A 20,749-nucleotide genomic window follows, 5' to 3' on the forward strand; every position below is an offset into this window, starting at 1 on the left:
ATCAGTCGCCGTAGACGTCGAAGTCGAAATACTTGCGGGCGATCTTCTGGTACGTGCCGTCGGCGCGCATGTCCTTCACCGCGCGATCGACCTTCGCCTTGAGCGCGGCGTCGTCCTGCCGCATGCCCATGCCGACGCCGTGATCGCCCATCGAGAGCGGCTCGCCGACAAAGCGGTAGCCCGCGCCGCGCGGCGTCTTCAGGAAGCCGTGTTCGGCCTCCACCGAGCCGAGCAGCGCGGCATCGATACGGCCTGCCGTGAGGTCGTTCAGCACCCCTTCCATGCTCTGATACGGGACCACCTCGACGCCGCCCGGCGCCCAGTTCTTCATCGCATAGGTCTCGAACTGACTGCCGCTCTGCACGCCGATCCGCTTGCCGCGCAAGCCCTCGGCGCTCGCCGTGAGCGGCGCGCCCTGCTTCGCGATCAGACGCGAGCGGAACTGGAACAGCTTGGTGGAGAAGGCGATCTGCTTCATGCGCTTGTCGGTGATCGCCATCGACGACATGATCCCGTCGATCTTGCGCGCCTGCAGCGCCGGAATCATGCCCGAGAATTCAAGCTCGACCCACTGGCAGTGCATCGCGATACGGCGGCAGATTTCGTCGCCGAGATCGACGTCGAAACCCGCGACGTGGCCGTCGGGCGTCTTGACGTCCATCGGCGGGTAGCCGGGGTCGATGCCGAGCCGCAGGGTGTCGGCGTCTTTGGCATGAGCCGGTGCGGCTGCCGCGAGGACAGCGGCCAGCATGAGGGCGTGGAATCGGGGCATGGGCGCGGAGGTGAGGTTATCCAAGCCTCGATACTACGAGCGCCGGATGCTCACCAGAAGAGGCATTTTGCTTATCATGTTCACTTTTTGTGATCGCCCCCGCGGCGCGCCTCAGCCAATGGAACTCACTCTCACCCAATTGCGCATGTTCATCGCCGTGGCGGACGCGGGCAGCGTGCGCGCGGCGGCGCGGCGGCTCGACGTCGCTCAGAGCGGCGTCACGCAGCACATGCGCAAGCTGGAAGCCCAGGCAGGCGGCCCGCTGTTCGAGCGCGACGTGCGCGGTGTGCGCCTGACGCCGGTCGGCGAGCGTTTGCGCGTGCGCGCGGAACTGATTCTCGGCGAGTGCCGCAAGACCGAAGACGAGATGCGTCAATTGCAGGGCGACCTGACCGGCCGCGTGGCGCTCGGACTCGCGGCCGACGCCACGATGCGGCTGTTTCCCGCGTTGCTGGAGAGTTATCGCGAGCGCTGCCCGCGCATCGACGTACATCTGACCAGCGCGACTTCACGGATGCTGACTTCATGGGTTCGCGAAGGCCGTCTCGACTTCGCGCTCGCGCTGATCGCCCCGGACGCGGACGTTCACGACATGGAAACGACCCCGCTGTTCGAATCCGAAGTCGCGGTGATCGCGCGCCGTGATCATGCGCTCACCCGCGCCCGCACCCTTGCCGACCTGTGCGACGCGCAGTGGGTCAGCACGCGGCAACGCAGCGGCGAGACAGCGGGCAATCGCTTGTCCGCGCTCTTTGAAGACGCGCGCTTGCCCGCACCCCGCATCGCCGCAACGACCGAGGCCGTGTTCGATACGCTGCATTGCATCGCCGGAAGCGACTATCTCGGCCTGGAACCGGCGGGCCTCGCAACCCACCGGTTCTTCCGCGACCACGTGATGGTGCTCAAGATTGCCGAGCGCGCCGCGAGCACGCCGGTCTGCCTGGTGCGGCGCGCGGGCGTGCCGCTGACGCCCGCCGCCCAGGAACTCGCGACGATGGCCCTGTCGTACTCGCGGATCGCCCGCAAACGCCGCGCTCAGCGCGACGCGTGACGCGCGCGCGATCCCTTCGAGGCCGAAGCGGCCTTGGCCCGGCGCGTTGCCCAGCCCTTCTTCGCAGCCGCCGAACGATCCGCGGCCGAGCGCCGGCTCGACGCCGCATGGGTCTGCCGCGACAGCGTCTGGGGCGAGGCGGCCTTCGTGCTCTCTCGCTTCAGCGCGCGGGTGGACGCCGCCGACCGCTTCGCCGTCGACTCGGTGCTCGGGCTTTTCTTCGTGCGATGCGCGGCCTTCGTGTCCTGAGCAGCCTTCTTGCGGGTGGCGGCGGAGGTCGTGCTCTTGCTGGGCGCCTTCAGCTTGACGCCGGAGCGGCGCGCCTCGGACAGCCCGATCGCGATGGCCTGTTTGGCCGACTTCGCGCCGTGCTTGCCTTCGCGAATATGGTCGATCTGCTCCTTCACGAACGCCCCTGCCTGGGTGCTGCCGGACTTGCCTGAACGCTTCGCTTGCGAAGCGCGCGCGAGGGTTTTCTTTTCGGGCATGTCGGACCTCCTTGAGTGATGTGGAATTGCGCTGATTAAGCGAGCAACGCCTGTGCCCGCAAACGTTTCGCGCGACGCCGCGGCTCGACGATACTCACACGCCTTTCCATCCCCCGACACGCATTCCCGGCGTCGCCTCACGAAGCCAAACGTTTGGCTCGCCGCGCCGCCGTGACAGCCCTTGTCTTCGACCCGCTGACGCCTCCATGCAGACCGAACCTTGCGTTCGGACCTTTTTCACCAAATAGGTTAAAGCCGCTAAGGCACCCGCCGTTAACGGGCTTATCCATAGCACCCAAGTCGAGTTGAATTGAGGCCTGTTTCGCCTTTTGTTCCAGCGATTGGCCAGGGCCGCCGTGGATATGATCCAAATCGGTAAGCATCCCCTTCGGTACTGCAAGCCCAAATCTCACTCATCAAGGAAAGCAACATGCAGAAATTCATCAAGGCCTTCGTGCGCGACGAGCGTGGTGTCAGCGCCATGGAATACGCGATTCTCGCCGGCATCGTCGTGATCGCCCTGGTCGCCGCAGGCTCGTCGTTCTCGACCGCCATCGGCAACCTCTGGTCGGGCATCACCGGCGCGATGACCAGCGCCACGCCGTCGCACTAACGCGCGGCTCGCACGAGATGACGGAGATCCGGAACAGACTTTCCCGGATCTCCTTCTCTCCCCAACGTCCCGTTCGACTTCATGCCCTCACCATCGTGCCGACCCTGTCCGTTGTCATCCGTGTCCTCGTCCTCTGCGCCCTTGTCTGGCTCGCGGTGTATGACGTGCGTGCGCGACGCCTGCCGACGAGCATCGTCCTCACGATCGGCGCGCTGTTCTTTGTCGATGCGTTCATCGCGGGCATGCCGCTCGACGATGTCGTGTCGCACCTGACGCTCGCTGTCATCGTCTTCCTCGTGTGCGCGGTGCTGTTCATTGCCCGCATGCTCGGCGGCGGCGACGCCAAGCTCGCCTCAGTCATTTTCCTGTGGGTGGGATTCGGTCTCTCGCTGGCCACGCTGACGCTCATCTCCGTGATCGGCACGGTCGTGTCGCTCGTGAGCCTCGCGACCCGCAACATGAATCCGGCCCAACGTTTCATGCCGATGCGCGCACTGGCGATGTTCTCCGCCGCGCGCGGGGTTCCCTACGGCGTAGCCCTCGCTGCCGGCGGCGGCCTCGTCATCGTGCTGCCTGCCCTGCTGCATTTCATCTCGACGCGATAGGACGGCGTCCCTATGTCCAACATCATCAAATTTGCCGTTTTGCTGGTCGGCGCGCTGCTGATCGCGCTCATCGTGCGGGTCGTGCTGGCGGGCGCCTCGCGTTCATCGACGCCGGTCGTCACGACCCAGAAGGTGCTGGTCAGTGCCGCCGCCCTGCCGCAGGGCCTGCTGCTGCGCGACGAAGATCTCGCGTGGAAGCAGATTGAAAAGGCGCAGACGCCGCCCAACGCCATCATCTCCGGCGACGCCAACGCGCCCGACCTGAAGGGCGCGCTCTTGCGCCACCCGGTCGAGAGCGGCGCGGTGCTCGTCGCCGACGACGTCTTCCTGCCGAGCGCGCCGGGCTTTCTCGCCGCGACGCTCAAGCCGGACATGCGCGCGGTGTCGGTGGCCGTCGACGACGTCTCCGGCAACGCGGGCCTCATCCAGCCGGGCGACTACGTGGACCTGCTGCTGACCCAGCAAATGGAGCGCCGCACCGAGTCGCCGGATCTCGCGGTATCGAGCGAAACGGTGGTCGAGCACGTGCGCGTGCTGGCCGTGGGCTCGGAAATCAAGCGTCCCAAGAATTCCGGCGAGGGCGACGTCGCCATCAGCCGCGCCCGCACCGTGACGCTCGAAGTCACGCCGCGCATGGGCGAAGTCGTCGCGGTCGCCGCCCGTCTGGGCAGCCTGTCGCTCGCGCTGCGCAGCTTCGCCACCGTCAGCCGCGATCCGGCCTCGCCCGCGTCGGCCCCGGCGGCCGAGGCGCGCGCGCCCATCTGGGCTGGCGACATCTCGCGCGCCGTGCGCGAACTGCCGCGCCAGCGCACCGCGCCGAGCGGCGCGCCTGTCGCCGCACCGGCGCAGCCGCGCACCGTGACCATCTACCGTGGCTCGGAAAAGTCCGACACGGCGAGCGTCGCGCAGGCAGGCGGTGCCGGTCAGGGCGTGCCGCCCTTGCCGACCGTGCCCGAACAACGATAACGCCATGCCCAGGTTCGAAAGCGTGTCATCGCCAGGATTCACATTCATGAAAATGCAGTTCAGCTCGAGTCGCATCGTCCGCGAGAAAGCCGTGTCGATCGTCATGGTCGCCGCGGCGCTGGCGGGCGCCAGCGCCGCCGCACAGGCCGCCCAGCCGGCGAAGCTGCCGCCGGCTTACGGCGCGCAGGCGGGCATGACGGAATCCTCGCTCCAGGGCTCCCTGACGCTCGACGCCGGCAAGGGCACGATGCTGCAACTGGGCGAGAACGTGACCTCGGTGTTCGTGGCGGACCCGACTGTCGCCGACGTGCATGTGCCGTCGCCGCGCGCCGTCTTCGTGCTCGGCAAGAAGACCGGCACGACGACGCTCTACATCATCGGCGCGAACAACAAGCAGCTCGCGCAGCGCACGGTGGTCGTGTCGCGCGACATGATTTCGCTGCGCAACATGCTGGCCGCGCGTTTCCCGAACTCGAACATCCAGGTCGGCACGAGCCAGGGCTCGCTCCAGATCACAGGCCAGGTGCCGACCGCCGCCGATGCCGACGCCGTGGTCCAGGCGGTGTCGCCGTATCTCGCCGAGCGCGAAGTGCTGGTCAACCGCATGACGGTGGACCGTCCGTTGCAGGTGCAACTGCGCGTGCGCATCACCGAAGTGGACCGCAACGTCACGCAGCAGCTCGGCATCAACTGGCAGGCGATGGGCAACGCCGCCGGCAACTTCTACAGCGGCCTGTTCAGCGGCCGCTCGATCTACAACCTGAGCCAGCCGATCACGAGCGCCAACGGCAGCGTGACCTACCCGGTCAATCTGCCGAGCAACAACGCGTATTCGATCCTCGGCGCCTTCAAGACGAACAACGTGGACATCCGCGCGCTCGTCGATGCGCTGAACCAGGAAGGTCTCTTGACCGTGCTGGCCGAGCCGAACCTGGTCGCGCTGTCGGGCCAGACCGCGAGCTTCCTCGCCGGCGGCGAGTTCCCGATTCCGGTGTCGCAGACCAATGGCGCGATCAGCGTGGAATTCAAGCAGTTTGGCGTCAAGCTCGACTTCACGCCGACCGTGCTGTCGGACCGGCGCATCAGCCTGAAGGTGCGCCCGGAAGTCAGCCAGATCGACACGACCGCGAGCGTCACGACCGGCGGCATCACCGTGCCGGGCCTTTCGGTGCGGCGCGCCGACACCACCGTGGAATTGGCGAGCGGCCAGAGCTTCGCGATCGGCGGCCTGCTGCAGAGCAATACCACCGACGTCGTTTCGCAGGTGCCCGGCCTGGGCTCGATCCCGGTGCTCGGCAAGCTGTTCTCGTCGACCAACTACCAGAACAACAAGACCGAGCTCGTCATCATGGTCACGCCGTATCTCGTCGAGCCGACCGACCCGGGCCGGCTGCGCACGCCGCTCGATTCGCTGATCTCGCCGTCGAGCGATGTCGAATACAGCTTCCGGCGCCAGAACGGCGGCGCGCCGGCGCAGGCCGGACAGCCGCGTCTCGTCGGCGCGGCCGGCTACGTCTATTGAGCCCGTCATGAACCACACACGACTGCTTTCCCTTCTCATCGCCGGCGTGTTCGCCGTCGCCGCGAGCGGTTGCTTCAAGCCGCCGCGCAACATGCCGAACGAGTCGGTGATCGGCTACGACGGCCTGAACGCCGTGCCGCCGGACTGCGACAGCCTCGCGCGCCCCTCGCTGCTGACGGACGCCGGCATCCGCCGCCCGAGCATGCAATGGGGCTGCGCGACCTACACCAATCTGGCGGCCCAGCTTGCGCGTCCGGAAGATGCGGTCCATCCGCAAACCCTCGACGGAGCGAATGCCGCGGTAGCGGCGGGCGCGGTGCGGCGCTATGAGACGGGCAAGGTAATCCCGCTCGACAAATCGACCTCGCGCGACAGCAAGTGATGCAACGCAATCCAGCCAAAGGCAGACCAGGCCAGCCATGAGCACAGAGCTTTCCTTTTCGAAGACCAAGTCGAGCGCGCGCAATGCCGACTTCATCGCCTTCGTGTCCGATCGCAAGACCGAGCAGATCGTGAAGAGCTTCGTGCTCGAACAGGCGATGCCGCACGCCCATATCGTCATGGGCAACGTGGACGACGCCATCGCGCACCTGGCCCGCGTGGACCGCTCGCCGCTCTTCCTGCTGGTCGACCTGCAGGAATCGGTGATGCCGCTCTCCGACCTCGGCCGTCTCGCCGAGGTGTGCGAGCCCTCGGTGCAGGTCGTGGCGCTCGGCGAGCGCAATGACGTGGGCCTGTTCCGCAGCCTGCTCAAGATCGGCGTGCGCGACTATCTCGTCAAGCCGATCACCGTCGAGCTGCTCAAGCGCACGGTGAACGTCTCCGAAGGCAAGGTCAGCCCGGTGATGCTGGCGCGCGCCGGCAAGACCATCGCGTTCGCGGGTTCGCGCGGCGGCGTCGGCGTCACGACGCTGGCGCTCAACGTGGCGCGGCACCTGTCCGAAGACACGCACCGCCGCGTCGCCTATGTCGATCTGAACCTGCACGGCGGCGCCGCCAACTCGATGCTCGGCTTGCAAAGCAACAATGGTCTCGTCGACGTGCTGCAGAACGTGCATCGTCTCGATCCGCAATACGTGGAGCGCACGCTCGTCGCCAAGGGCAGCCGTCTCTTCATGCTTTCGGCGGAACTCGAATACGGCGCCGCGCGGCCGTTCGGCGCGGGTGCGCTGCCACGCGTGCTCGAACTGCTGTGCGACAGCTTCCACTACGTGATTCTCGACATCGGCCCGATGAACGACGCGCTCGCGCAGGAAGCGCTGGATCACGCCGCGCGCGTCTACCTGATCGCCGACCGCTCGGTGCATTCGACCCGCGAAACGATTCGCCTGCTGCGCCACATCGAGGATCGCGACAACAATCCGCCGACCTCGCTGCTGGTCAACAACCCGAGCGCCGTCACCAGCGGCAAGGTGCAGATGAACGACTTCATGGCCGCGGTCGGCCGCAACGTGCTGTATGAAATCCCGTTCGAGGCCAAGTCGCTCGCGACCGCCGAGAATCTCGGCGAAGCGCCGAAGGACAAGACCGCGAACGGCTTCAACCAGATGGTCACGCGCATCGGCGGCGACCTGACCGGTCAGCAGATGAACGCCGAGCGCTCGTTCTTCCAGAAGCTCAGGCTCAGGAGAGGCTGATGTTCGGACAGAAACAGGTTCCCCGTCCGGCGCCCGACGCGGACACGGCGCCCGGCGCCGAAGCCGCGGTCGCGGCCGTTGCCCCGGCGCCCGCCCCCGCGCCGCCGCCGCCGCGCCCGCACGCGCCGGAAGGCAACGACGTGCTCGTGCGCTCGGACCTGTTCAAGATGATCCGCACCGGCGTGTTCGCCTCGATGAATGCATCGGCGGCCGTCGGCAAGACGCGCGAACAGATGAAGCCGGGCGTCGAACAGCTCGTGCTCGAAGTCGCGGAGCGCGAGCGGCTCAACATCACGATCTCGGAACAGGCGCAGATCGTCGGCGAACTGCTGAACGACATGTTCGGCCTTGGTCCGATCGAGCCGCTGCTCGCCGACGACACCATCACCGACGTGCTGGTGAACGGCCCCGATCAGGTCTGGGTGGAGCGGCACGGCCGTCTCGAACTCACCAACTGCAAGTTCCGCGACAACACCCACGTGACCAACGTGGCGCAGCGCATTGCCGCGGGCGTGGGCCGTCGCGTCGATGAAAGCAGTCCGATGGTCGATGCCCGTCTGGCCGACGGCAGCCGGGTGAACGTCGTCCTGCCGCCGCTCGCGATCCACGGCGCCTCGATCTCCATCCGGAAGTTTTCCAAGCGCAACATCACGCTGCACCGCATGGCGCAGCAAGGCAACCTGTCCGCCGCGATGGCCACCGTGCTCAAGCTCGCGAGCACCTGCCGGCTCAACGTCATCGTGTCGGGCGGCACGGGCTCGGGCAAGACGACGCTGCTCAACGCGCTGTCGCACTTCATCGGCCATGGCGAACGCACGGTGACGATCGAGGACGCGGCCGAACTGCAGCTCGTGCAGCCGCACGTGGTCAGCCTGGAAACGCGGCCCGAGAATGCCGAAGGGCTCGGCGCGGTCACGCAGCGCGATCTGGTGCGCAATGCGCTGCGGATGCGCCCCGACCGCATCATCCTCGGCGAAACCCGCGGCTCCGAAGCTTTCGACGTGCTGCAGGCGATGAACACCGGCCACGACGGCTCGATGACCACGATCCACGCGAACACGCCGCGCGACGGCATCACGCGTCTCGAATCGATGGTGATGATGGCGAACGGCAACCTGCCGTTGCTGTCGATCCGCCGGCAGATTGCCAGCGCGGTGCACATGATCGTGCAGATCGAGCGGATGCGCGACGGCATGCGCCGTGTCACGCGTATTACCGAACTGGTGGGCATGGAAGGCGAAGTGATCATCACGCAGGACCTGTTCGCGTTCCACTACGACGCGAGCGCCTACAGCGAAGAAGTCAAAGGCGTGTTCGAAACGGGCTCCGTGCGTCCCGCGTTCGCCGCCCGCGCCGCTTATTACGGCCTCGAAGACGCGCTGCTGGAGGCGATGCGCCCATGAGCCGCGTCGACTTCATCACCTTCGGCGCGTTCGCCGTCGTTCTCCTGGCCGGCATCATGATGCTGGTGCTGCAGGACATGCGCAAACAGCAACCCGACGCGCGCATCCAGGCGCGCGTGAAGGCGGATTTTCCCACCACCGGCCAGCTTGCTCGCGACGCGCGCCATGACGTGTCCGACCTCTTCACCGTCAGCCGCAACGACAATGTGATCTCGCGCTGGTTCGGCCCGAAGATCGCGCGCCTCAAGACCGTGGCGGGCGCAAAAGGCTTGCGCATTGTCATCATCACGGGCGTCGTGGCGGAGATCGTCGCGCTGCTGATGGCGAATCTCCTGCCGCTGCCCGCGCTCGTCAAGCCCGCGTTGCTCGCCGGTTTGCCCCTGCTCGGCGTGGTGCAGTCGTACCGCTTTCTCGTCGAGCGCTTCAAGCGGCGCTTCCTCGAAGGCTTCCCCGATCTGATCGACCTGATCGTGCGCGCGGTGCGCGCGGGTGTGCCGGTGACGCACGTGATGGGCGTCGCCTCCAACGAGTGCGCCGAGCCGCTCAAGAGCGAGTTCCGTCGCATGGGCGATGCGCTGAAGGTGGGCCTCGATCTCGAAGAAGTGCTGGATACGGCGGTGCTGCGCATCGGCATCGCGGACTTCTCGTTCTTCTGCGTCTGTCTGCTGTTGCAACGCGAAACCGGCGGCCAGCTCGGCGAGACGCTCGAAAACCTCGCGGGCATCGTGCGCCGGCGCCGCGAGATTCGCCAGAAGACCCGCGCCCTCACCGGCGAAGCGCGCATCACGACCAAGATTCTCGCCTCCGTGCCCTTCGTCATCCTGGGCAGCATGTTCCTGCTCAATCGCGCCTATCTGATGGTGTTGTTCGATACCTCGACCGGCCAGAAAGTGCTGATGGGCGCCGCCACGTGCCTGGTGATCGGGTTGAGCGTCGTTCACAAGATGTCGAAACTGGATACCGCGCGATGAGCCAGGCGAACCTCGAAAACCTCATCAACCTGTTGATGCTGCTGGCGCTCGTCATGGCGATCCTCGTCTGGTGGGCGACCAAGCACGGCGGGCAGCGCGGCCGCATCGCCGAGCGCACGCGTCAGGCGGCCGTCGTGCAGCGCAATGAAAGCACCCTGGCCGCCGAGGAAGAAGACGACGACAGCCTCACGACGCGCGTGCTGCATCGTCTGGCGCGGCTCGGCGACCGCCTGCCGCTGTTCGATGCCAAGTACCGCGCCAAACTGCGCACGCAGATGATCCGCAGCGGCTATCGCAGCCAGTCGGCGGTGTCGATCCTGCTGGCGGTGAAGTTCGTCGTCGGGCTGATCTGCGCGGCGTTCACCGTGATGCTCGGCTCGCGCATTCCCGTGGTGGGCGGCTATCCCGCCGTGCGCGGCATCATGATGCTGCTCGTGTTCGTGGTCGGCATGATCCTGCCGGAATACGTGCTCGCGTTCTTCGCGTCGCGCCGCCGCAAGGCCATGGCTTCGTGCCTGCCCGACTCGCTCGACCTGCTCGTCATCTGCACGAACGCGGGCAACAGCCTGGGCGTCTCGATCCGCCGCGTGTCCGATGAAATGAAGACCATCTGCCCGCCGCTGTCGAGCGAATTCAAGCTGACCGCCGACGAACTCAAGCTCTCCGGCGACAGCGCGCGCGCGTTGCAGGCGCTGGCGGACCGCATCGACCTGCCGTCGATCCGCGCGCTCATCTCGACGCTCACGCAGTCGATGCGCTACGGCACCCCGATCACCCAGGCGTTGCGCACGCTGTCGCACACCGAGCGGCTCGCGCACATCGTCTCACTCGAAGAAAAGGCCGCCAAGCTCGCTCCCAAGATGGCCGTGCCGATGATGATCTTCATTCTTCCCGCCGTGATGCTCATTGCCGCGGGCCCGGCCGTCATTCAACTCATGAGCGTCTTTGCAACGCGATGAACACCCGACACATCTCACTCCGCGGCATGCGCCGCCTCGGCGCGGCGCTCTGCTGCGTCGCCATTGCGGGCGCGCTGGGCGCCTGCACGACCACCCGTCAGACGGTCGATACGCGTCCCCTCACGCGCAACTCAGCGCCGACCACGATGAGCGAACTGCGCATCGCGGACACGGCGCTCGAGTCGGGCAACATGGAACTCGCGACCTCGCTGTACGAGAAGGCGGTGCAGGCCGATCCCCAGTCGATCGCCGGCCTCACCGGGCTCGGCAACACGCTGTATGCGGTGGGCGACTTCACGCGCGCGGGCGTCTTCTACGAGCGCGCCAGCCGGGTCGACGGCAACGCAGCCGCGCCGCTGATGGGCCTGGCCCGCGTGGCCATGCGCCAGCGCCGCTTCGACGACGCGATCGCGACCTACCGGCGCCTGCTCGTCATCACGCCCGATGAGCCGCTGGCGTCCGCCGGGCTCGGCGCGGCCTACGACATGAAGGGCGATCATGCCGCGGCGCAGGCCGTGCTGCGCACCGCGCTGAAGAAGAATGCAGGTGATCCGCTGATCTCCGTGAACCTCGGCCTCTCGCTGACCCTCGGCGGCGATCCGCGCGAAGGCGCGAACGTGCTGCTGGACGTGACGCGCTTCCCGGCCGCGCCGCCGCAGGCTCGCCAGGATCTCGCGCTCGCCTACGGACTGCTGGGCAACCGCGAGGCCGCCGCCGAAATCCTGTCGCGCGATCTGCCCAAGGCATCGGTCGAGGACAACCTGCGCTACTACGACCTGCAACGCGAGCTGATGTCGCAGCGCACGTCGGCCGTTTCGTCGTCGCAGCCGGGCGCGCCCGCCGCCATACCGACGGCGCAGGTGCAGACGACTCGCCTCAAATGAAATCCCTGGCGCGGCAGTTCCTGCGTGACGAACGCGGCATCGCGTCGATCGAGTTCGCGGTCGTTGCGTTCATGTCGGTCATCCTCATCGTCGGCACGGTGGAACTGGCGCTGGAGATGATCGTCGATGCCAGCGTGCAGATGGCCGCCCAGGAAGCGTCGCGCGTCGGCCTGACGACGACGGCACCGAGCACCGGCACGCGCCAGGCCGCGGCGCAGGCGACCATCGACCAGATACTCGGCGGCTGGAAGAAGATTGGCGCGACCGTGTCGATCACCGAACTGAACTACGGCACCTACGGCAACCTCGGCAGCTCGACCTACAAGCCGGCCGCCGACATGGGCGGCTACGGCGACGTCATCGCCTACAACATCCAGCTCAAGATGCCCGGCATCACCGGCATCCCGAAGATGTTCGGCATCAACCAGCTGACGTTCGAGCGCAACTACATCGTGCAGAACGAAAAATGACCACGCTCATCGGAACATGGCGCGCCCTGGCGGCGAAACTGCGCGGGCTGCTGCGCTCGGAGCGCGGCAGCGTATCCATTGAATTCGTCATCATCGTGCCAATGATGCTGCTCGTGATGCTCGGCTTCACCGAGGTCTACATGTACATGCGCGCAGTGAGCGCGGTGGACCGCACGGCCTTCACGCTGGCCAATTCCATCGGCCAGATGACCTCGATCATCGCCGACAGCACCGACACCACGGATGCCAACAGCTACGGCTCCATCTGGCAGGACGCGCTGCTGCTCGCGGCGCCCTATGAGCTGAAAGCGAACGGCATGGTGTACGTCTCGTTCGTGTGCGATCCGGATTCGACGAGCAAGTGCAAGAACATCGATACGAGTATGACCACGGCCACGCCCAAGATCCAGTGGACCGCCTATCCGACCTCATGGACCAACACCAGGAGCACGCTGCCCTCGCGCGTGACGAGCTCGGCCCCGCTGCCGAGCACCTGGCCGTTCCGCACCGGCGATTCGGCGATCATCGTGGAAGTGTTCCTGACCTACAACCCGTTTCTGATGACCTCGCACTTCATGTCCGGACTGCCGGGCCAGCAGACCGTGTATCGCCGCGTGTATGTCCGGCCGCGCGCCGCACGCGCCTTCTATTGACGCTCGCGAGTCCAGGAACGCACATGACAAGCCAGCAGCGCACGTTCAGTACACGGTCCTTGGCGGCGCGCATCCGCGCGTGGCGGGCACGGCTCCAGAAAGGCGATGCCGGCGCGGTCGCCATGCTCTTTGCGATGTGCGGAAGCCTGATGATCGGGTCCATGTGCATGGCGCTCGATGCAATCGACTACGCGATGACCCAGGGCCGCATGCAGATGGCCCTCGACGCGGCCACGCTCTCGTCGGGCGCGAACCTGCAACGCTACGGCTCGCCGGCCGGCACGAACCTGCAATCGTGGCAGAAGGATGCGCGTGCGTACTACGACGCCAACAATCCCACCGGCATGATGGGCTTCAGCATGCCGGACGCCAACTTCAGCGCGACCCTCACGGGCGCGCCCGCCACGGGACAGACCATTGCGCTGTCCGCATCCGGATCGCTGCCGCTGCTCGCGCCGAAGTTCCTCAGCACCAAGGCCAATAATTCGTCCGGCGGCAGCGGCGGCGGCACGACTACGCCGGACACGTCCACCGTCTCGGCCAGCAACACCGCACTGCGCATGCCGCAGAGCACGCTCGAACTCGTGATGGTGCTGGACAACACCGGCTCGATGAACGATCCGGCCAACGGGGTCAGCGGCGCCACCAAGATGAGCGGCCTCCAGACCGCGGCGAACTCGCTGATAGGCGATCTGTTGCCGTCCGGCACGACCAGCACGACCAACAAGAACTACATCGGACTGGTGCCGTTCGCGAGCACCGTCAACACGACCGGCGCCCTGCCCGCGACCGGCAGCTGGCTCAGCACGACGCTGCCCACATACAACACATCGAACATCTCGACCAGCACGTGGAATGGCTGTGTGATCGAGCCGCGCACCGGCGGCAATCTGTCGCCCGAACCCTACTCGCCGACGGACACGCGCAAGTTCCAGCGCTATTACTACAACGTCCCGCCCACCAAGCTGAAAATGATCACCTACAGCTCGAGCAGCCGCTACCGAAGCTGTACCACGACCAGTTCGACCAGTTCGACCAGCTCGTCTGTGCCGGTGACGCTCGGCTCATCGGGCGCGGCGAATCAATGCTCGTATCCGTCGACGGGACAGGGCACCGGCATCGGCTATCAGTTCGATCAGACCAACAGCACCGGACAGACGCTCACGCAAAACTCGGGCTGCCTCGCCACGTCGATGACCTTCCTCACGCAGAGTTCGAGCACGCTGACCGCCGCCGTGAAGAAGATGACGCCGTCCGGCTCGACCATCATTCCGACGGGATTGCTGTGGGGCTGGCGCATGCTGGAACCGTCGTGGTCGCAGAACGTGGCCGGTACCAAGAACGGCTGGACCTCCACCGACGCAAGCCTGCCGAAGCCCACCGACGGCTCCGTGCAGAACCTCCAGCGCGTGATGATCGTGCTGACGGATGGCCAGAACCAGATCGGCGCGGCGGGGTCGATTCCGAACACGCTGTATTTCAATGGTCTCTCGGGCGTGGGCACCAACAGCCTCGCCGCGCCCACGGTCCTGCGCGCCGACGGCTCGAAGATGAGCAACGCGCTCACCGACTCGTCCGAGCTTCACGGAGGCAATCCGATCGATTCCTCGAGCGGCAACAATGCCGGCTGGCCCGACGACGCCAACTCGTATCAGCAGGCCATCTGCACGGCGATCAAGGCGGAAGGCATCACGATCTATGCGATCACGTTCGGCGCGTCGGCGTCGAGTTCGAGCGCGAAGGTCAACATGCAGAACTGCGCGAGCCCGGGAAATTACTACAACGCACCCGACAACACGACGCTCGACAATATCTTCCAGCAGATCGCCGGCAATCTGGGCGTGCTGCGCCTGACCCAATGACGCTCTACCGCTCCGGTTCGCCGGAGCGTTTCTGGCCGCGCTCGAACGCCGGCATGTCGATATCGCTATCCGCCGAACGCAGATCGTCGCGCGCTTCCTGCGCGAGCTTCTCGTAACGCTTGCGGAACACCGCGAGTTCCTTCTCGTCGAGTTCCTCCAGATCCAGCAGCGCGTTGTGCGCGCGGTCCATCGCGCGGATCAGTTCGTCGAGCTTGATCTGCATCGCGGCGGTATCGCGGTTCTGCGTGTTCTGGATCAGGAACACCATCAGGAACGTGACGATGGTCGTCGACGTATTGATGACGAGCTGCCACGTATCGCTGAAATGGAACATCGGGCCCGAGATCGCCCAGACGATCACCAGCACGACCGCAATGACAAACGTCGATGCGTGGCCCGCCACCTGCGCGAGCGCATTCGAGAATCTGAGGAACCATGAGGTCTTCATTCGGCATCTCCTGAGTCGTTGGCGGACGCGGCGTCCACGCACGACTTAGAATAGCGCTCGTGAACATCCAGCCCACTCCCATCGATTTCTACGCGCCTTCCGAGATCGTCGCGCAACGCCTGATCGGCGCGATCGTGACGGTGGACGGCGTCGGCGGCCGCATCGTCGAGACGGAAGCCTACGACCGCGAAGATCCCGCGTCGCATACCTTCTCCGGCCCGACACCGCGCAATGCAGCAATGTTCGGGCCGCCCGCGCACGTGTATGTCTATCGCTCGTATGGGATCCACTGGTGCATGAACTTCGTGTGCCGCGAACCGGGCCACGGCGCGGGCGTGCTGATCCGTGCGATCGAACCGCTGACCGGCCTCGATGCCATGCGCCAGCGCCGCGGGCTCGAACCCGTGAAGCTGCTCTGCTCGGGACCGGGACGTCTGGCACAGGCGCTCGCCATCACGCACCGGAACAACGGCATGTCGCTGTTCGAGCCGCCGTTTCACATCGAGCCGCCCGAGGAAGACTTTGCCATCGTGAGCGGCCCGCGTATCGGCCTGACCAAGGCCATCGACGTGCGCTGGCGCTTCGGGCTTGCCGGCTCGACATTCGTCAGCAAGCCCTTTCCGAAGTCCTGACGCGTTATTCCGCCGGACGCAGCTTCTTCACCTCGGCATCCGAGGGCTGGACGCTCGCGCCATCCACGTAGCGGAACGAGGTCATCACGCCCTTGCCGTCCTTCTGCCCCGTCACGCCCACATACGCGCCCATGGTCGACTGGTTGTCCTGCGGGCGGTAAGTGACAGGCCCGAACGGCGTGTTCACGGGCAGGCCCTTGAACGCGGCCGCGAGCTTGTCGGCATCGGGCGAACCGGCTTTCTTCAGGCCGCTGGCAATCGACATCATCGCCGTGTAGCCCACCACCGAGCCGAGCCGCGGATAGTCGTGATACTTCGCCTCGTAGGCCGCGACGAACTTCTTGTTCTCGGGCGTATCGATCGAATACCACGGATAACCCGTCACGATCCAGCCCACCGGCGCTTCCTTGCCCAGCGGATCGAGATAGTCCGGCTCGCCCGTCAGCAGCGACACCACCGCCCGGTCCTTGAACAGGCCGCGCGTATTGCCCTCGCGCACGAACTTGCCCAGGTCCGCGCTGAACAGGACGTTGAAGATGGCATCGGGCTTCGCGTCGGCGAGCGCCTGCGTCACCGCGCCGGCGTCGACGTTGCCGAGCGGCGTCGCCTGGTCCGCGACGAACTCGACATCCGGCTGCGCGGCCTTCAACAGCCGCTTGAAGGTCGCCACCGCGGATTGCCCGTACTCGTAGTTCGGATACACGAGCGCCCAGCGCTTCTTGTGGAGCTTCGCCGCTTCGGGCACCAGCATCGCCACCTGCATGTAGGTGGACGGCCGCAAACGATACGTGTACTTGTTGCCGTCCTGCCAGACGATCTTGTCCGTCAGCGGTTCCGCCGCCAGGAAGAAGATGCGCCGCTGCTTCGCGTAGTCCGCGAGCGCGAGACCCGTGTTCGACAGATAACCGCCGAACAGCAGCTTCACCTGCTCGCGCGTGACCAGTTCCTGTGCGACGCGCACCGTGTCGCCGGGATTGCCGTTGTCGTCGCGCGAGACGACTTCGAGCTTATTGCCGTTGACGCCCCCCGCCGCGTTGATCTCGTCGAGCGCGAGATTCCAGCCGTTCCTGTAGGGCATGAGAAACGCCGGCTGGGCCTTGTAGCTGTTGATCTCGCCGATCTTGATGGTGTCGGCGCGCGCGGCGCCGATACTCGCGGCAAGCACCGCGGTCGCGGCAAGCGTCAGGCGCAGCGGGATGCCCGCACGAATCGTCATGGATGCTTCTCCTCTTTTGGATAACCGGTTCGGGCGAATGGTGTCATACGCCCAGGAATTCACGGCGCGCGGCGTCGTCGCGCGCGAATGCGTTCATCGCGCCCGCATGGCGCACCTGGCCTTTCTCGAGCACATACACGCGGTCGCTGACGAGTTCCGCGAAGTGCAGGTTCTGCTCGGACAGCAGGACGGCCAGGCCTTCCTGTTTCAACGTCAGGATCATGTCGGCCATCTGTTCGACGATCAACGGCGCCACCCCTTCCGACGGTTCGTCGAGCAGCACCAGACGCGGATTGCCCATCAGCGTGCGCGAGACCGTGAGCATCTGCTGCTCGCCGCCGCTCATGCGGCTCGCGCGGCGCCCGCGCATCTCGCCAAGATTCGGAAACACGCGGAACAGCTTCTCCGGCGTCCATTGCGGCGCGCCTTCGCGCGGCGGCTGACGTCCGGTATCGAGATTCTCCATCACGGTCAGATCGCCGAACACGCGACGGTCTTCCGGCACGTAGCCCAGTCCCTTGCGCGCGATCCGGTGCGGCGCCATGCCGGCGATGTCCTCGCCCATGAACGAAACCGCACCCGACACACGCGGCAACAGTCCCATCACAGCCTTCATCGTGGTGGACTTGCCCGCGCCGTTGCGGCCCATCAACGCGACGACCTCGCCGCGCGCTACTTCGAAGCCGACGTCGAAGAGGATCTGCGCGCGGCCATAGAACGCATTCAGTCCGGCAACCTTCAGCAGACTCATGCCGATTCCCCACGCGGCGTGAACGACGCGCCCGTGCCGAGATACACCTCGCGCACGCGGGCATCGTTGCGGATGGTGGCAGCGTCGCCCTGCGCGATCAGACGGCCGCGCGCCAGCACGATCAGGCGGTCGGCATGCGCGAAGACCACGTCCATGCTGTGCTCAGTGAACAACACGCCGATCATGCGCTCCTTCGCGAGCCGCGCGGTCAGCGCCATCAGCGCATTGCGTTCCTGCGGCGCCATGCCGGCGGTCGGCTCGTCCATCAGCAGCAGCTTCGGCCGATGCGCCAGCGCGATGGCGAGTTCAACGCGCTTCACGTCGCCATAGGCCAGCACCGCGCAACTGCGTCGCGCATGCCCGGCCATGCCGACGAGATCGAGCAGGTCCAGCGCGTCCTGCTCGCGCCATGACGCCACCCGACCGAACGGGCTGAACAGACGCCGCTCGTGCGAGAGCAGCGCCATCTGCACGTTCTCGAGCACGGTCATCGAGTTGAAGGTCGCGGCGATCTGGAACGTGCGGCCCACGCCGCGCCGCCAGATTTCGCGCGGACGCAATCCGGCGATATCGTCGCCATCGAAACGGATCGCACCCGAGGTCGGTTTCAACTGGCCGTTGATCATGTTGAAGCAAGTGGACTTGCCCGCCCCGTTCGGACCGATCAACGCAAGCAACTGGCCCGCTTCGAGGTCGAAGGAGACGTCGTCCACGGCCTTGACGCCATCGAAGGACTTCGAGAGACGCGCGACGCTCAGCAGGCTCATGCGGCATCCCTCTCAAAGCGCTCGCGCACGAAGCCGGCGATGCCCTGCGGAAACGCAATCACCAGCACCAGGATGGCCGCGCCGAGCAGCGCCTGCCAGTAGTCGGTCTGGCGCGCGACCGTGTCCTGCAGCCACGTGAACACGCTCGCGCCGACGAGCGGCCCGGCGAGCGTCTGGATGCCGCCCAGCAGGACCATCACGAGGCCGTCCACCGAGCGCCCGACGCTGATGACTTCAGGCGAGATGTTGCCCTTCGAGAACGCATACAAGGAACCGGCGAAGCCGCACACCAGCGCGGCCGCGACGAACGCCGCCCATTGCACGCGCGCCACGTTCACGCCGATGGCTTCGGCGCGCAACGGCGAGTCGCGGCCCGCGCGCATCGCGAAGCCGAGCGGCGCGAACAGCATGCGGCGCAACAGCCACACGCCGAGTACCGCGAACCCGAGCGTCAGGTAATAGAACGCCACCGGCGACGACAGCCAGGGCGCCGGCCAGATGCCGAGGATGCCGTTGCTGCCGCCCGTCACCGCATCCCACTGGAACACCACGGACCAGACGATCTGCGCGAACGCGAGCGTGAGCATCGCGAGATAGACGCCTGACAGCCGCACGCAGAACCAGCCGAAGACCAGCGCGCCGATCACGGCGAGCAGCGGGCCCAGCACGAGCGCGAGTTCCATCGGCAACGCGAACAGCTTGAGGACGAGGGCCGCGCCGTACGCGCCGAGCCCGAAGTACGCCGCATGCCCGAACGAATGCATGCCGCCCGGACCCATGATGAAGTGCAGGCTCGCGGCGAACAATACGGCGATCATGATCTCGACAAAGAGCACCGGCATGTAGGGGAAAGCATCGGCGGCAAGCGGCGCGGCTGCCAGCGCGAGCACCACCGCAGCGGCGATGAACTTCATCGCTCGCGTGGCGGGAACGAGCGGCCGCTCGGCGGGCGCCGCTGAACGCGCAATGCTTGGAGGACGTCCGAGCAGTCCCCAGGGACGCAACACCAACACCACGGCCATCACGACGAACTCCGCCACCAGCGTGAACTTCGACAGCGAGAAGTCGATGCCCGCAATCGACACATGGCCGATGCCGATGCACAGCGCCTTGATCTCGGCGATCAGCAGCGCCGCGACGAACGCGCCCGGAATCGAGCCCATGCCGCCGACCACGACAACCACGAACGCATTGCCGATGGTATCGAGGTCCAGCGACAGGTTCGCCGACATGCGCGGCGCCTGCAACGCGCCGCCGAGCCCGGCGAGCATTGCGCCGACACAGAAGACGCCGGTAAAGAGCCACGCCTGATTGACGCCCAGCGCGCCGAGCATTTCCCGGTCCGCGCTTGCCGCTCGCACGAGCGTGCCCCAGCGCGTGCGCGTGAGCGCATACCAGAGCGCGAGCAGCACGAGCGGGCCGATCACGATCAACGCGAGATCATAAGTGGGCAGCGCGTGGCCCAGCCATTGCACCGCGCCTTCGAGATGCGGCGCACGCGGGCCGAACAGGTCTTCGGGACCCCAGAGCCACAGGGCTGCATCGCGGATGATGAGCACCAGCGCGAACGTGGCGAGCAGATGAAACAGCTCAGGCGCGCGATAGATGCGCCTCAGCACCGTCACCTCGATCGCCGCGCCCAGCAGGCCGACCGCCAGCGCCGCGCCGACGAGCGAGGCCCAGAAGCCCGCGACGGTCGCGCCGAAGCGGCTGGTGAGGCTGTACGCGAGATACACGCCGAGCATGTACAGCGAACCATGCGCGAAGTTGACGATGCGCGTGACGCCGAAGATCAGCGAGAGTCCCGAGGCGACGAGAAACAGCGCGCAGGCGTCGGCGAGGCCGTTGACGAGTTGGACAAGCAGGTTCGAGAGCATCAGGCTCGATGACGAAGGGCGGATGACGGACCAACGGAGCCGACATTATCGATGAATTGGGCAACGACGCCTGAACGAAGCAAAAATCCGCCGTTGCGGACGAATGGAAAAACCGGGGTTGACGGCCTGCATGGCTCGTATATGCTCGCTGCAGGGTCATCGTCAGCCTGGCGATGGCGCCTGACTCAACTCGCCCAACGAG

22 protein-coding genes are annotated in these 20,749 nt (G+C 66.1%); 15 read left to right on the forward strand and 7 right to left on the reverse strand.

Annotated elements, in window-relative coordinates:
• Window position 1 precedes the first annotated feature (1 nt).
• The gene (locus tag QCE63_RS30705; RefSeq protein ID WP_309838285.1) at window positions 2-772 is read right to left on the reverse strand and encodes a transporter substrate-binding domain-containing protein; all 771 of its coding nucleotides are present in this window, start codon (window positions 770-772) and stop codon (window positions 2-4) included.
• A gap of 118 nt (window positions 773-890) precedes the next feature.
• On the opposite strand from QCE63_RS30705, the gene QCE63_RS30710 reads away from it, so the two are divergent.
• Complete coding sequence (locus tag QCE63_RS30710) at window positions 891-1,823, forward strand: LysR substrate-binding domain-containing protein (RefSeq protein ID WP_309838286.1); 933 nt, start codon at window positions 891-893, stop codon at window positions 1,821-1,823.
• Here QCE63_RS30710 and QCE63_RS30715 read toward each other — a convergent pair.
• Entirely contained in the window at window positions 1,808-2,311 is a 504-nt protein-coding gene (locus tag QCE63_RS30715) for a DUF6496 domain-containing protein (protein WP_309838287.1), read from the reverse strand. The two genes, QCE63_RS30710 and QCE63_RS30715, sit on opposite strands and share 16 nt — an antisense overlap.
• Window positions 2,312-2,741: 430 nt before the next feature.
• Here QCE63_RS30715 and QCE63_RS30720 point away from each other — a divergent pair, with 430 nt between their 5' ends.
• From QCE63_RS30720 to QCE63_RS30780, 13 genes are all read left to right on the forward strand, one after another.
• Window positions 2,742-2,924, forward strand: a complete 183-nt coding sequence (locus QCE63_RS30720) for a Flp family type IVb pilin (protein WP_309838288.1) — start codon at window positions 2,742-2,744, stop codon at window positions 2,922-2,924.
• 95 nt (window positions 2,925-3,019) lie between these two features.
• Window positions 3,020-3,529: a prepilin peptidase gene (locus tag QCE63_RS30725; RefSeq protein WP_309838289.1), complete on the forward strand. Its 510-nt coding sequence runs from the start codon at window positions 3,020-3,022 to the stop codon at window positions 3,527-3,529.
• 12 nt (window positions 3,530-3,541) lie between these two features.
• The gene (gene cpaB / locus QCE63_RS30730; protein ID WP_309838291.1) at window positions 3,542-4,495 is read left to right on the forward strand and encodes a Flp pilus assembly protein CpaB; all 954 of its coding nucleotides are present in this window, start codon (window positions 3,542-3,544) and stop codon (window positions 4,493-4,495) included.
• Window positions 4,496-4,541: 46 nt separating this feature from the next.
• Entirely contained in the window at window positions 4,542-6,017 is a 1,476-nt protein-coding gene (locus QCE63_RS30735) for a type II and III secretion system protein family protein (protein WP_404990211.1), read from the forward strand.
• A 7-nt stretch (window positions 6,018-6,024) separates the two neighbouring features.
• On the forward strand, window positions 6,025-6,399 hold the full coding sequence (locus tag QCE63_RS30740) for a CpaD family pilus assembly lipoprotein (RefSeq protein WP_309838292.1): 375 nt from the start codon (window positions 6,025-6,027) through the stop codon (window positions 6,397-6,399).
• A gap of 37 nt (window positions 6,400-6,436) precedes the next feature.
• On the forward strand, window positions 6,437-7,654 hold the full coding sequence (locus tag QCE63_RS30745) for an AAA family ATPase (RefSeq protein WP_309838294.1): 1,218 nt from the start codon (window positions 6,437-6,439) through the stop codon (window positions 7,652-7,654).
• A complete protein-coding gene (locus QCE63_RS30750; protein ID WP_309838295.1) occupies window positions 7,654-9,057 on the forward strand; it encodes a CpaF family protein in 1,404 nt (467 codons plus the stop codon). Before QCE63_RS30745 ends, QCE63_RS30750 begins: the two co-directional genes overlap by 1 nt.
• Complete coding sequence (locus QCE63_RS30755; protein ID WP_309838297.1) at window positions 9,054-10,028, forward strand: type II secretion system F family protein; 975 nt, start codon at window positions 9,054-9,056, stop codon at window positions 10,026-10,028. Before QCE63_RS30750 ends, QCE63_RS30755 begins: the two co-directional genes overlap by 4 nt.
• Window positions 10,025-10,987, forward strand: coding sequence for a type II secretion system F family protein (locus QCE63_RS30760; RefSeq protein ID WP_309838299.1), 963 nt, complete (start codon window positions 10,025-10,027; stop codon window positions 10,985-10,987). The genes QCE63_RS30755 and QCE63_RS30760 overlap by 4 nt, the downstream gene beginning before the upstream one ends.
• The gene (locus QCE63_RS30765) at window positions 10,984-11,871 is read left to right on the forward strand and encodes a tetratricopeptide repeat protein (RefSeq protein WP_309838301.1); all 888 of its coding nucleotides are present in this window, start codon (window positions 10,984-10,986) and stop codon (window positions 11,869-11,871) included. The genes QCE63_RS30760 and QCE63_RS30765 overlap by 4 nt, the downstream gene beginning before the upstream one ends.
• Window positions 11,868-12,341 carry a pilus assembly protein gene (locus tag QCE63_RS30770; RefSeq protein WP_309838302.1) on the forward strand — a complete coding sequence of 158 codons (474 nt, stop codon included), beginning with the start codon at window positions 11,868-11,870 and terminating at the stop codon, window positions 12,339-12,341. Before QCE63_RS30765 ends, QCE63_RS30770 begins: the two co-directional genes overlap by 4 nt.
• Window positions 12,338-12,994 (forward strand): TadE/TadG family type IV pilus assembly protein, encoded by a 657-nt coding sequence (locus QCE63_RS30775; protein WP_309838304.1) that lies wholly within the window; start codon window positions 12,338-12,340, stop codon window positions 12,992-12,994. Before QCE63_RS30770 ends, QCE63_RS30775 begins: the two co-directional genes overlap by 4 nt.
• A gap of 23 nt (window positions 12,995-13,017) precedes the next feature.
• Window positions 13,018-14,856 (forward strand): VWA domain-containing protein, encoded by a 1,839-nt coding sequence (locus QCE63_RS30780; protein WP_309838305.1) that lies wholly within the window; start codon window positions 13,018-13,020, stop codon window positions 14,854-14,856.
• 4 nt (window positions 14,857-14,860) lie between these two features.
• Here QCE63_RS30780 and QCE63_RS30785 read toward each other — a convergent pair whose 3' ends face one another.
• On the reverse strand, window positions 14,861-15,304 hold the full coding sequence (locus QCE63_RS30785; RefSeq protein ID WP_309838306.1) for a low affinity iron permease family protein: 444 nt from the start codon (window positions 15,302-15,304) through the stop codon (window positions 14,861-14,863).
• A gap of 59 nt (window positions 15,305-15,363) precedes the next feature.
• Here QCE63_RS30785 and QCE63_RS30790 point away from each other — a divergent pair, with 59 nt between their 5' ends.
• The gene (locus QCE63_RS30790) at window positions 15,364-15,936 is read left to right on the forward strand and encodes a DNA-3-methyladenine glycosylase (RefSeq protein ID WP_309838308.1); all 573 of its coding nucleotides are present in this window, start codon (window positions 15,364-15,366) and stop codon (window positions 15,934-15,936) included.
• Window positions 15,937-15,940: 4 nt separating this feature from the next.
• Here the strand turns inward: QCE63_RS30790 and QCE63_RS30795 are convergent, their stop codons facing one another.
• The 4 genes from QCE63_RS30795 to QCE63_RS30810 are packed head-to-tail and all read right to left on the reverse strand — an operon-like array spanning window position 15,941 to window position 20,547.
• Entirely contained in the window at window positions 15,941-17,152 is a 1,212-nt protein-coding gene (locus QCE63_RS30795) for an ABC transporter substrate-binding protein (RefSeq protein ID WP_309838309.1), read from the reverse strand.
• 43 nt (window positions 17,153-17,195) lie between these two features.
• Window positions 17,196-17,909: an ABC transporter ATP-binding protein gene (locus tag QCE63_RS30800; RefSeq protein WP_309839350.1), complete on the reverse strand. Its 714-nt coding sequence runs from the start codon at window positions 17,907-17,909 to the stop codon at window positions 17,196-17,198.
• On the reverse strand, window positions 17,900-18,670 hold the full coding sequence (locus QCE63_RS30805; RefSeq protein ID WP_309838310.1) for an ABC transporter ATP-binding protein: 771 nt from the start codon (window positions 18,668-18,670) through the stop codon (window positions 17,900-17,902). Before QCE63_RS30805 ends, QCE63_RS30800 begins: the two co-directional genes overlap by 10 nt.
• Window positions 18,667-20,547 (reverse strand): ABC transporter permease, encoded by a 1,881-nt coding sequence (locus QCE63_RS30810; protein ID WP_309838311.1) that lies wholly within the window; start codon window positions 20,545-20,547, stop codon window positions 18,667-18,669. Before QCE63_RS30810 ends, QCE63_RS30805 begins: the two co-directional genes overlap by 4 nt.
• Window positions 20,548-20,749: the final 202 nt, after the last annotated feature.

Source organism: Caballeronia sp. LZ065 (assembly GCF_031450975.1).
In the GTDB taxonomy this organism is placed as follows: Bacteria; Pseudomonadota; Gammaproteobacteria; order Burkholderiales; family Burkholderiaceae; genus Caballeronia.

Excerpts from the sequence above, each read along its gene's own strand:
- QCE63_RS30755 (WP_309838297.1), top strand. The coding sequence starts at position 9,054 with ATGAGCCGCGTCGACTTCATCACCTTCGGCGCGTTCGCCGTCGTTCTC.
- QCE63_RS30760 (WP_309838299.1), top strand. The coding sequence starts at position 10,025 with ATGAGCCAGGCGAACCTCGAAAACCTCATCAACCTGTTGATGCTGCTG.
- QCE63_RS30720 (WP_309838288.1), top strand. The coding sequence starts at position 2,742 with ATGCAGAAATTCATCAAGGCCTTCGTGCGCGACGAGCGTGGTGTCAGC.
- QCE63_RS30805 (WP_309838310.1), bottom strand. The coding sequence starts at position 18,670 with ATGAGCCTGCTGAGCGTCGCGCGTCTCTCGAAGTCCTTCGATGGCGTC.
- QCE63_RS30740 (WP_309838292.1), top strand. The coding sequence starts at position 6,025 with ATGAACCACACACGACTGCTTTCCCTTCTCATCGCCGGCGTGTTCGCC.
- QCE63_RS30745 (WP_309838294.1), top strand. The coding sequence starts at position 6,437 with ATGAGCACAGAGCTTTCCTTTTCGAAGACCAAGTCGAGCGCGCGCAAT.
- QCE63_RS30795 (WP_309838309.1), bottom strand. The coding sequence starts at position 17,152 with ATGACGATTCGTGCGGGCATCCCGCTGCGCCTGACGCTTGCCGCGACC.
- QCE63_RS30775 (WP_309838304.1), top strand. The coding sequence starts at position 12,338 with ATGACCACGCTCATCGGAACATGGCGCGCCCTGGCGGCGAAACTGCGC.
- QCE63_RS30715 (WP_309838287.1), bottom strand. The coding sequence starts at position 2,311 with ATGCCCGAAAAGAAAACCCTCGCGCGCGCTTCGCAAGCGAAGCGTTCA.
- QCE63_RS30780 (WP_309838305.1), top strand. The coding sequence starts at position 13,018 with ATGACAAGCCAGCAGCGCACGTTCAGTACACGGTCCTTGGCGGCGCGC.
- QCE63_RS30765 (WP_309838301.1), top strand. The coding sequence starts at position 10,984 with ATGAACACCCGACACATCTCACTCCGCGGCATGCGCCGCCTCGGCGCG.
- QCE63_RS30810 (WP_309838311.1), bottom strand. The coding sequence starts at position 20,547 with ATGCTCTCGAACCTGCTTGTCCAACTCGTCAACGGCCTCGCCGACGCC.
- QCE63_RS30770 (WP_309838302.1), top strand. The coding sequence starts at position 11,868 with ATGAAATCCCTGGCGCGGCAGTTCCTGCGTGACGAACGCGGCATCGCG.
- QCE63_RS30750 (WP_309838295.1), top strand. The coding sequence starts at position 7,654 with ATGTTCGGACAGAAACAGGTTCCCCGTCCGGCGCCCGACGCGGACACG.
- QCE63_RS30705 (WP_309838285.1), bottom strand. The coding sequence starts at position 772 with ATGCCCCGATTCCACGCCCTCATGCTGGCCGCTGTCCTCGCGGCAGCC.
- QCE63_RS30785 (WP_309838306.1), bottom strand. The coding sequence starts at position 15,304 with ATGAAGACCTCATGGTTCCTCAGATTCTCGAATGCGCTCGCGCAGGTG.
- QCE63_RS30735 (WP_404990211.1), top strand. The coding sequence starts at position 4,542 with ATGAAAATGCAGTTCAGCTCGAGTCGCATCGTCCGCGAGAAAGCCGTG.
- QCE63_RS30710 (WP_309838286.1), top strand. The coding sequence starts at position 891 with ATGGAACTCACTCTCACCCAATTGCGCATGTTCATCGCCGTGGCGGAC.
- cpaB (WP_309838291.1), top strand. The coding sequence starts at position 3,542 with ATGTCCAACATCATCAAATTTGCCGTTTTGCTGGTCGGCGCGCTGCTG.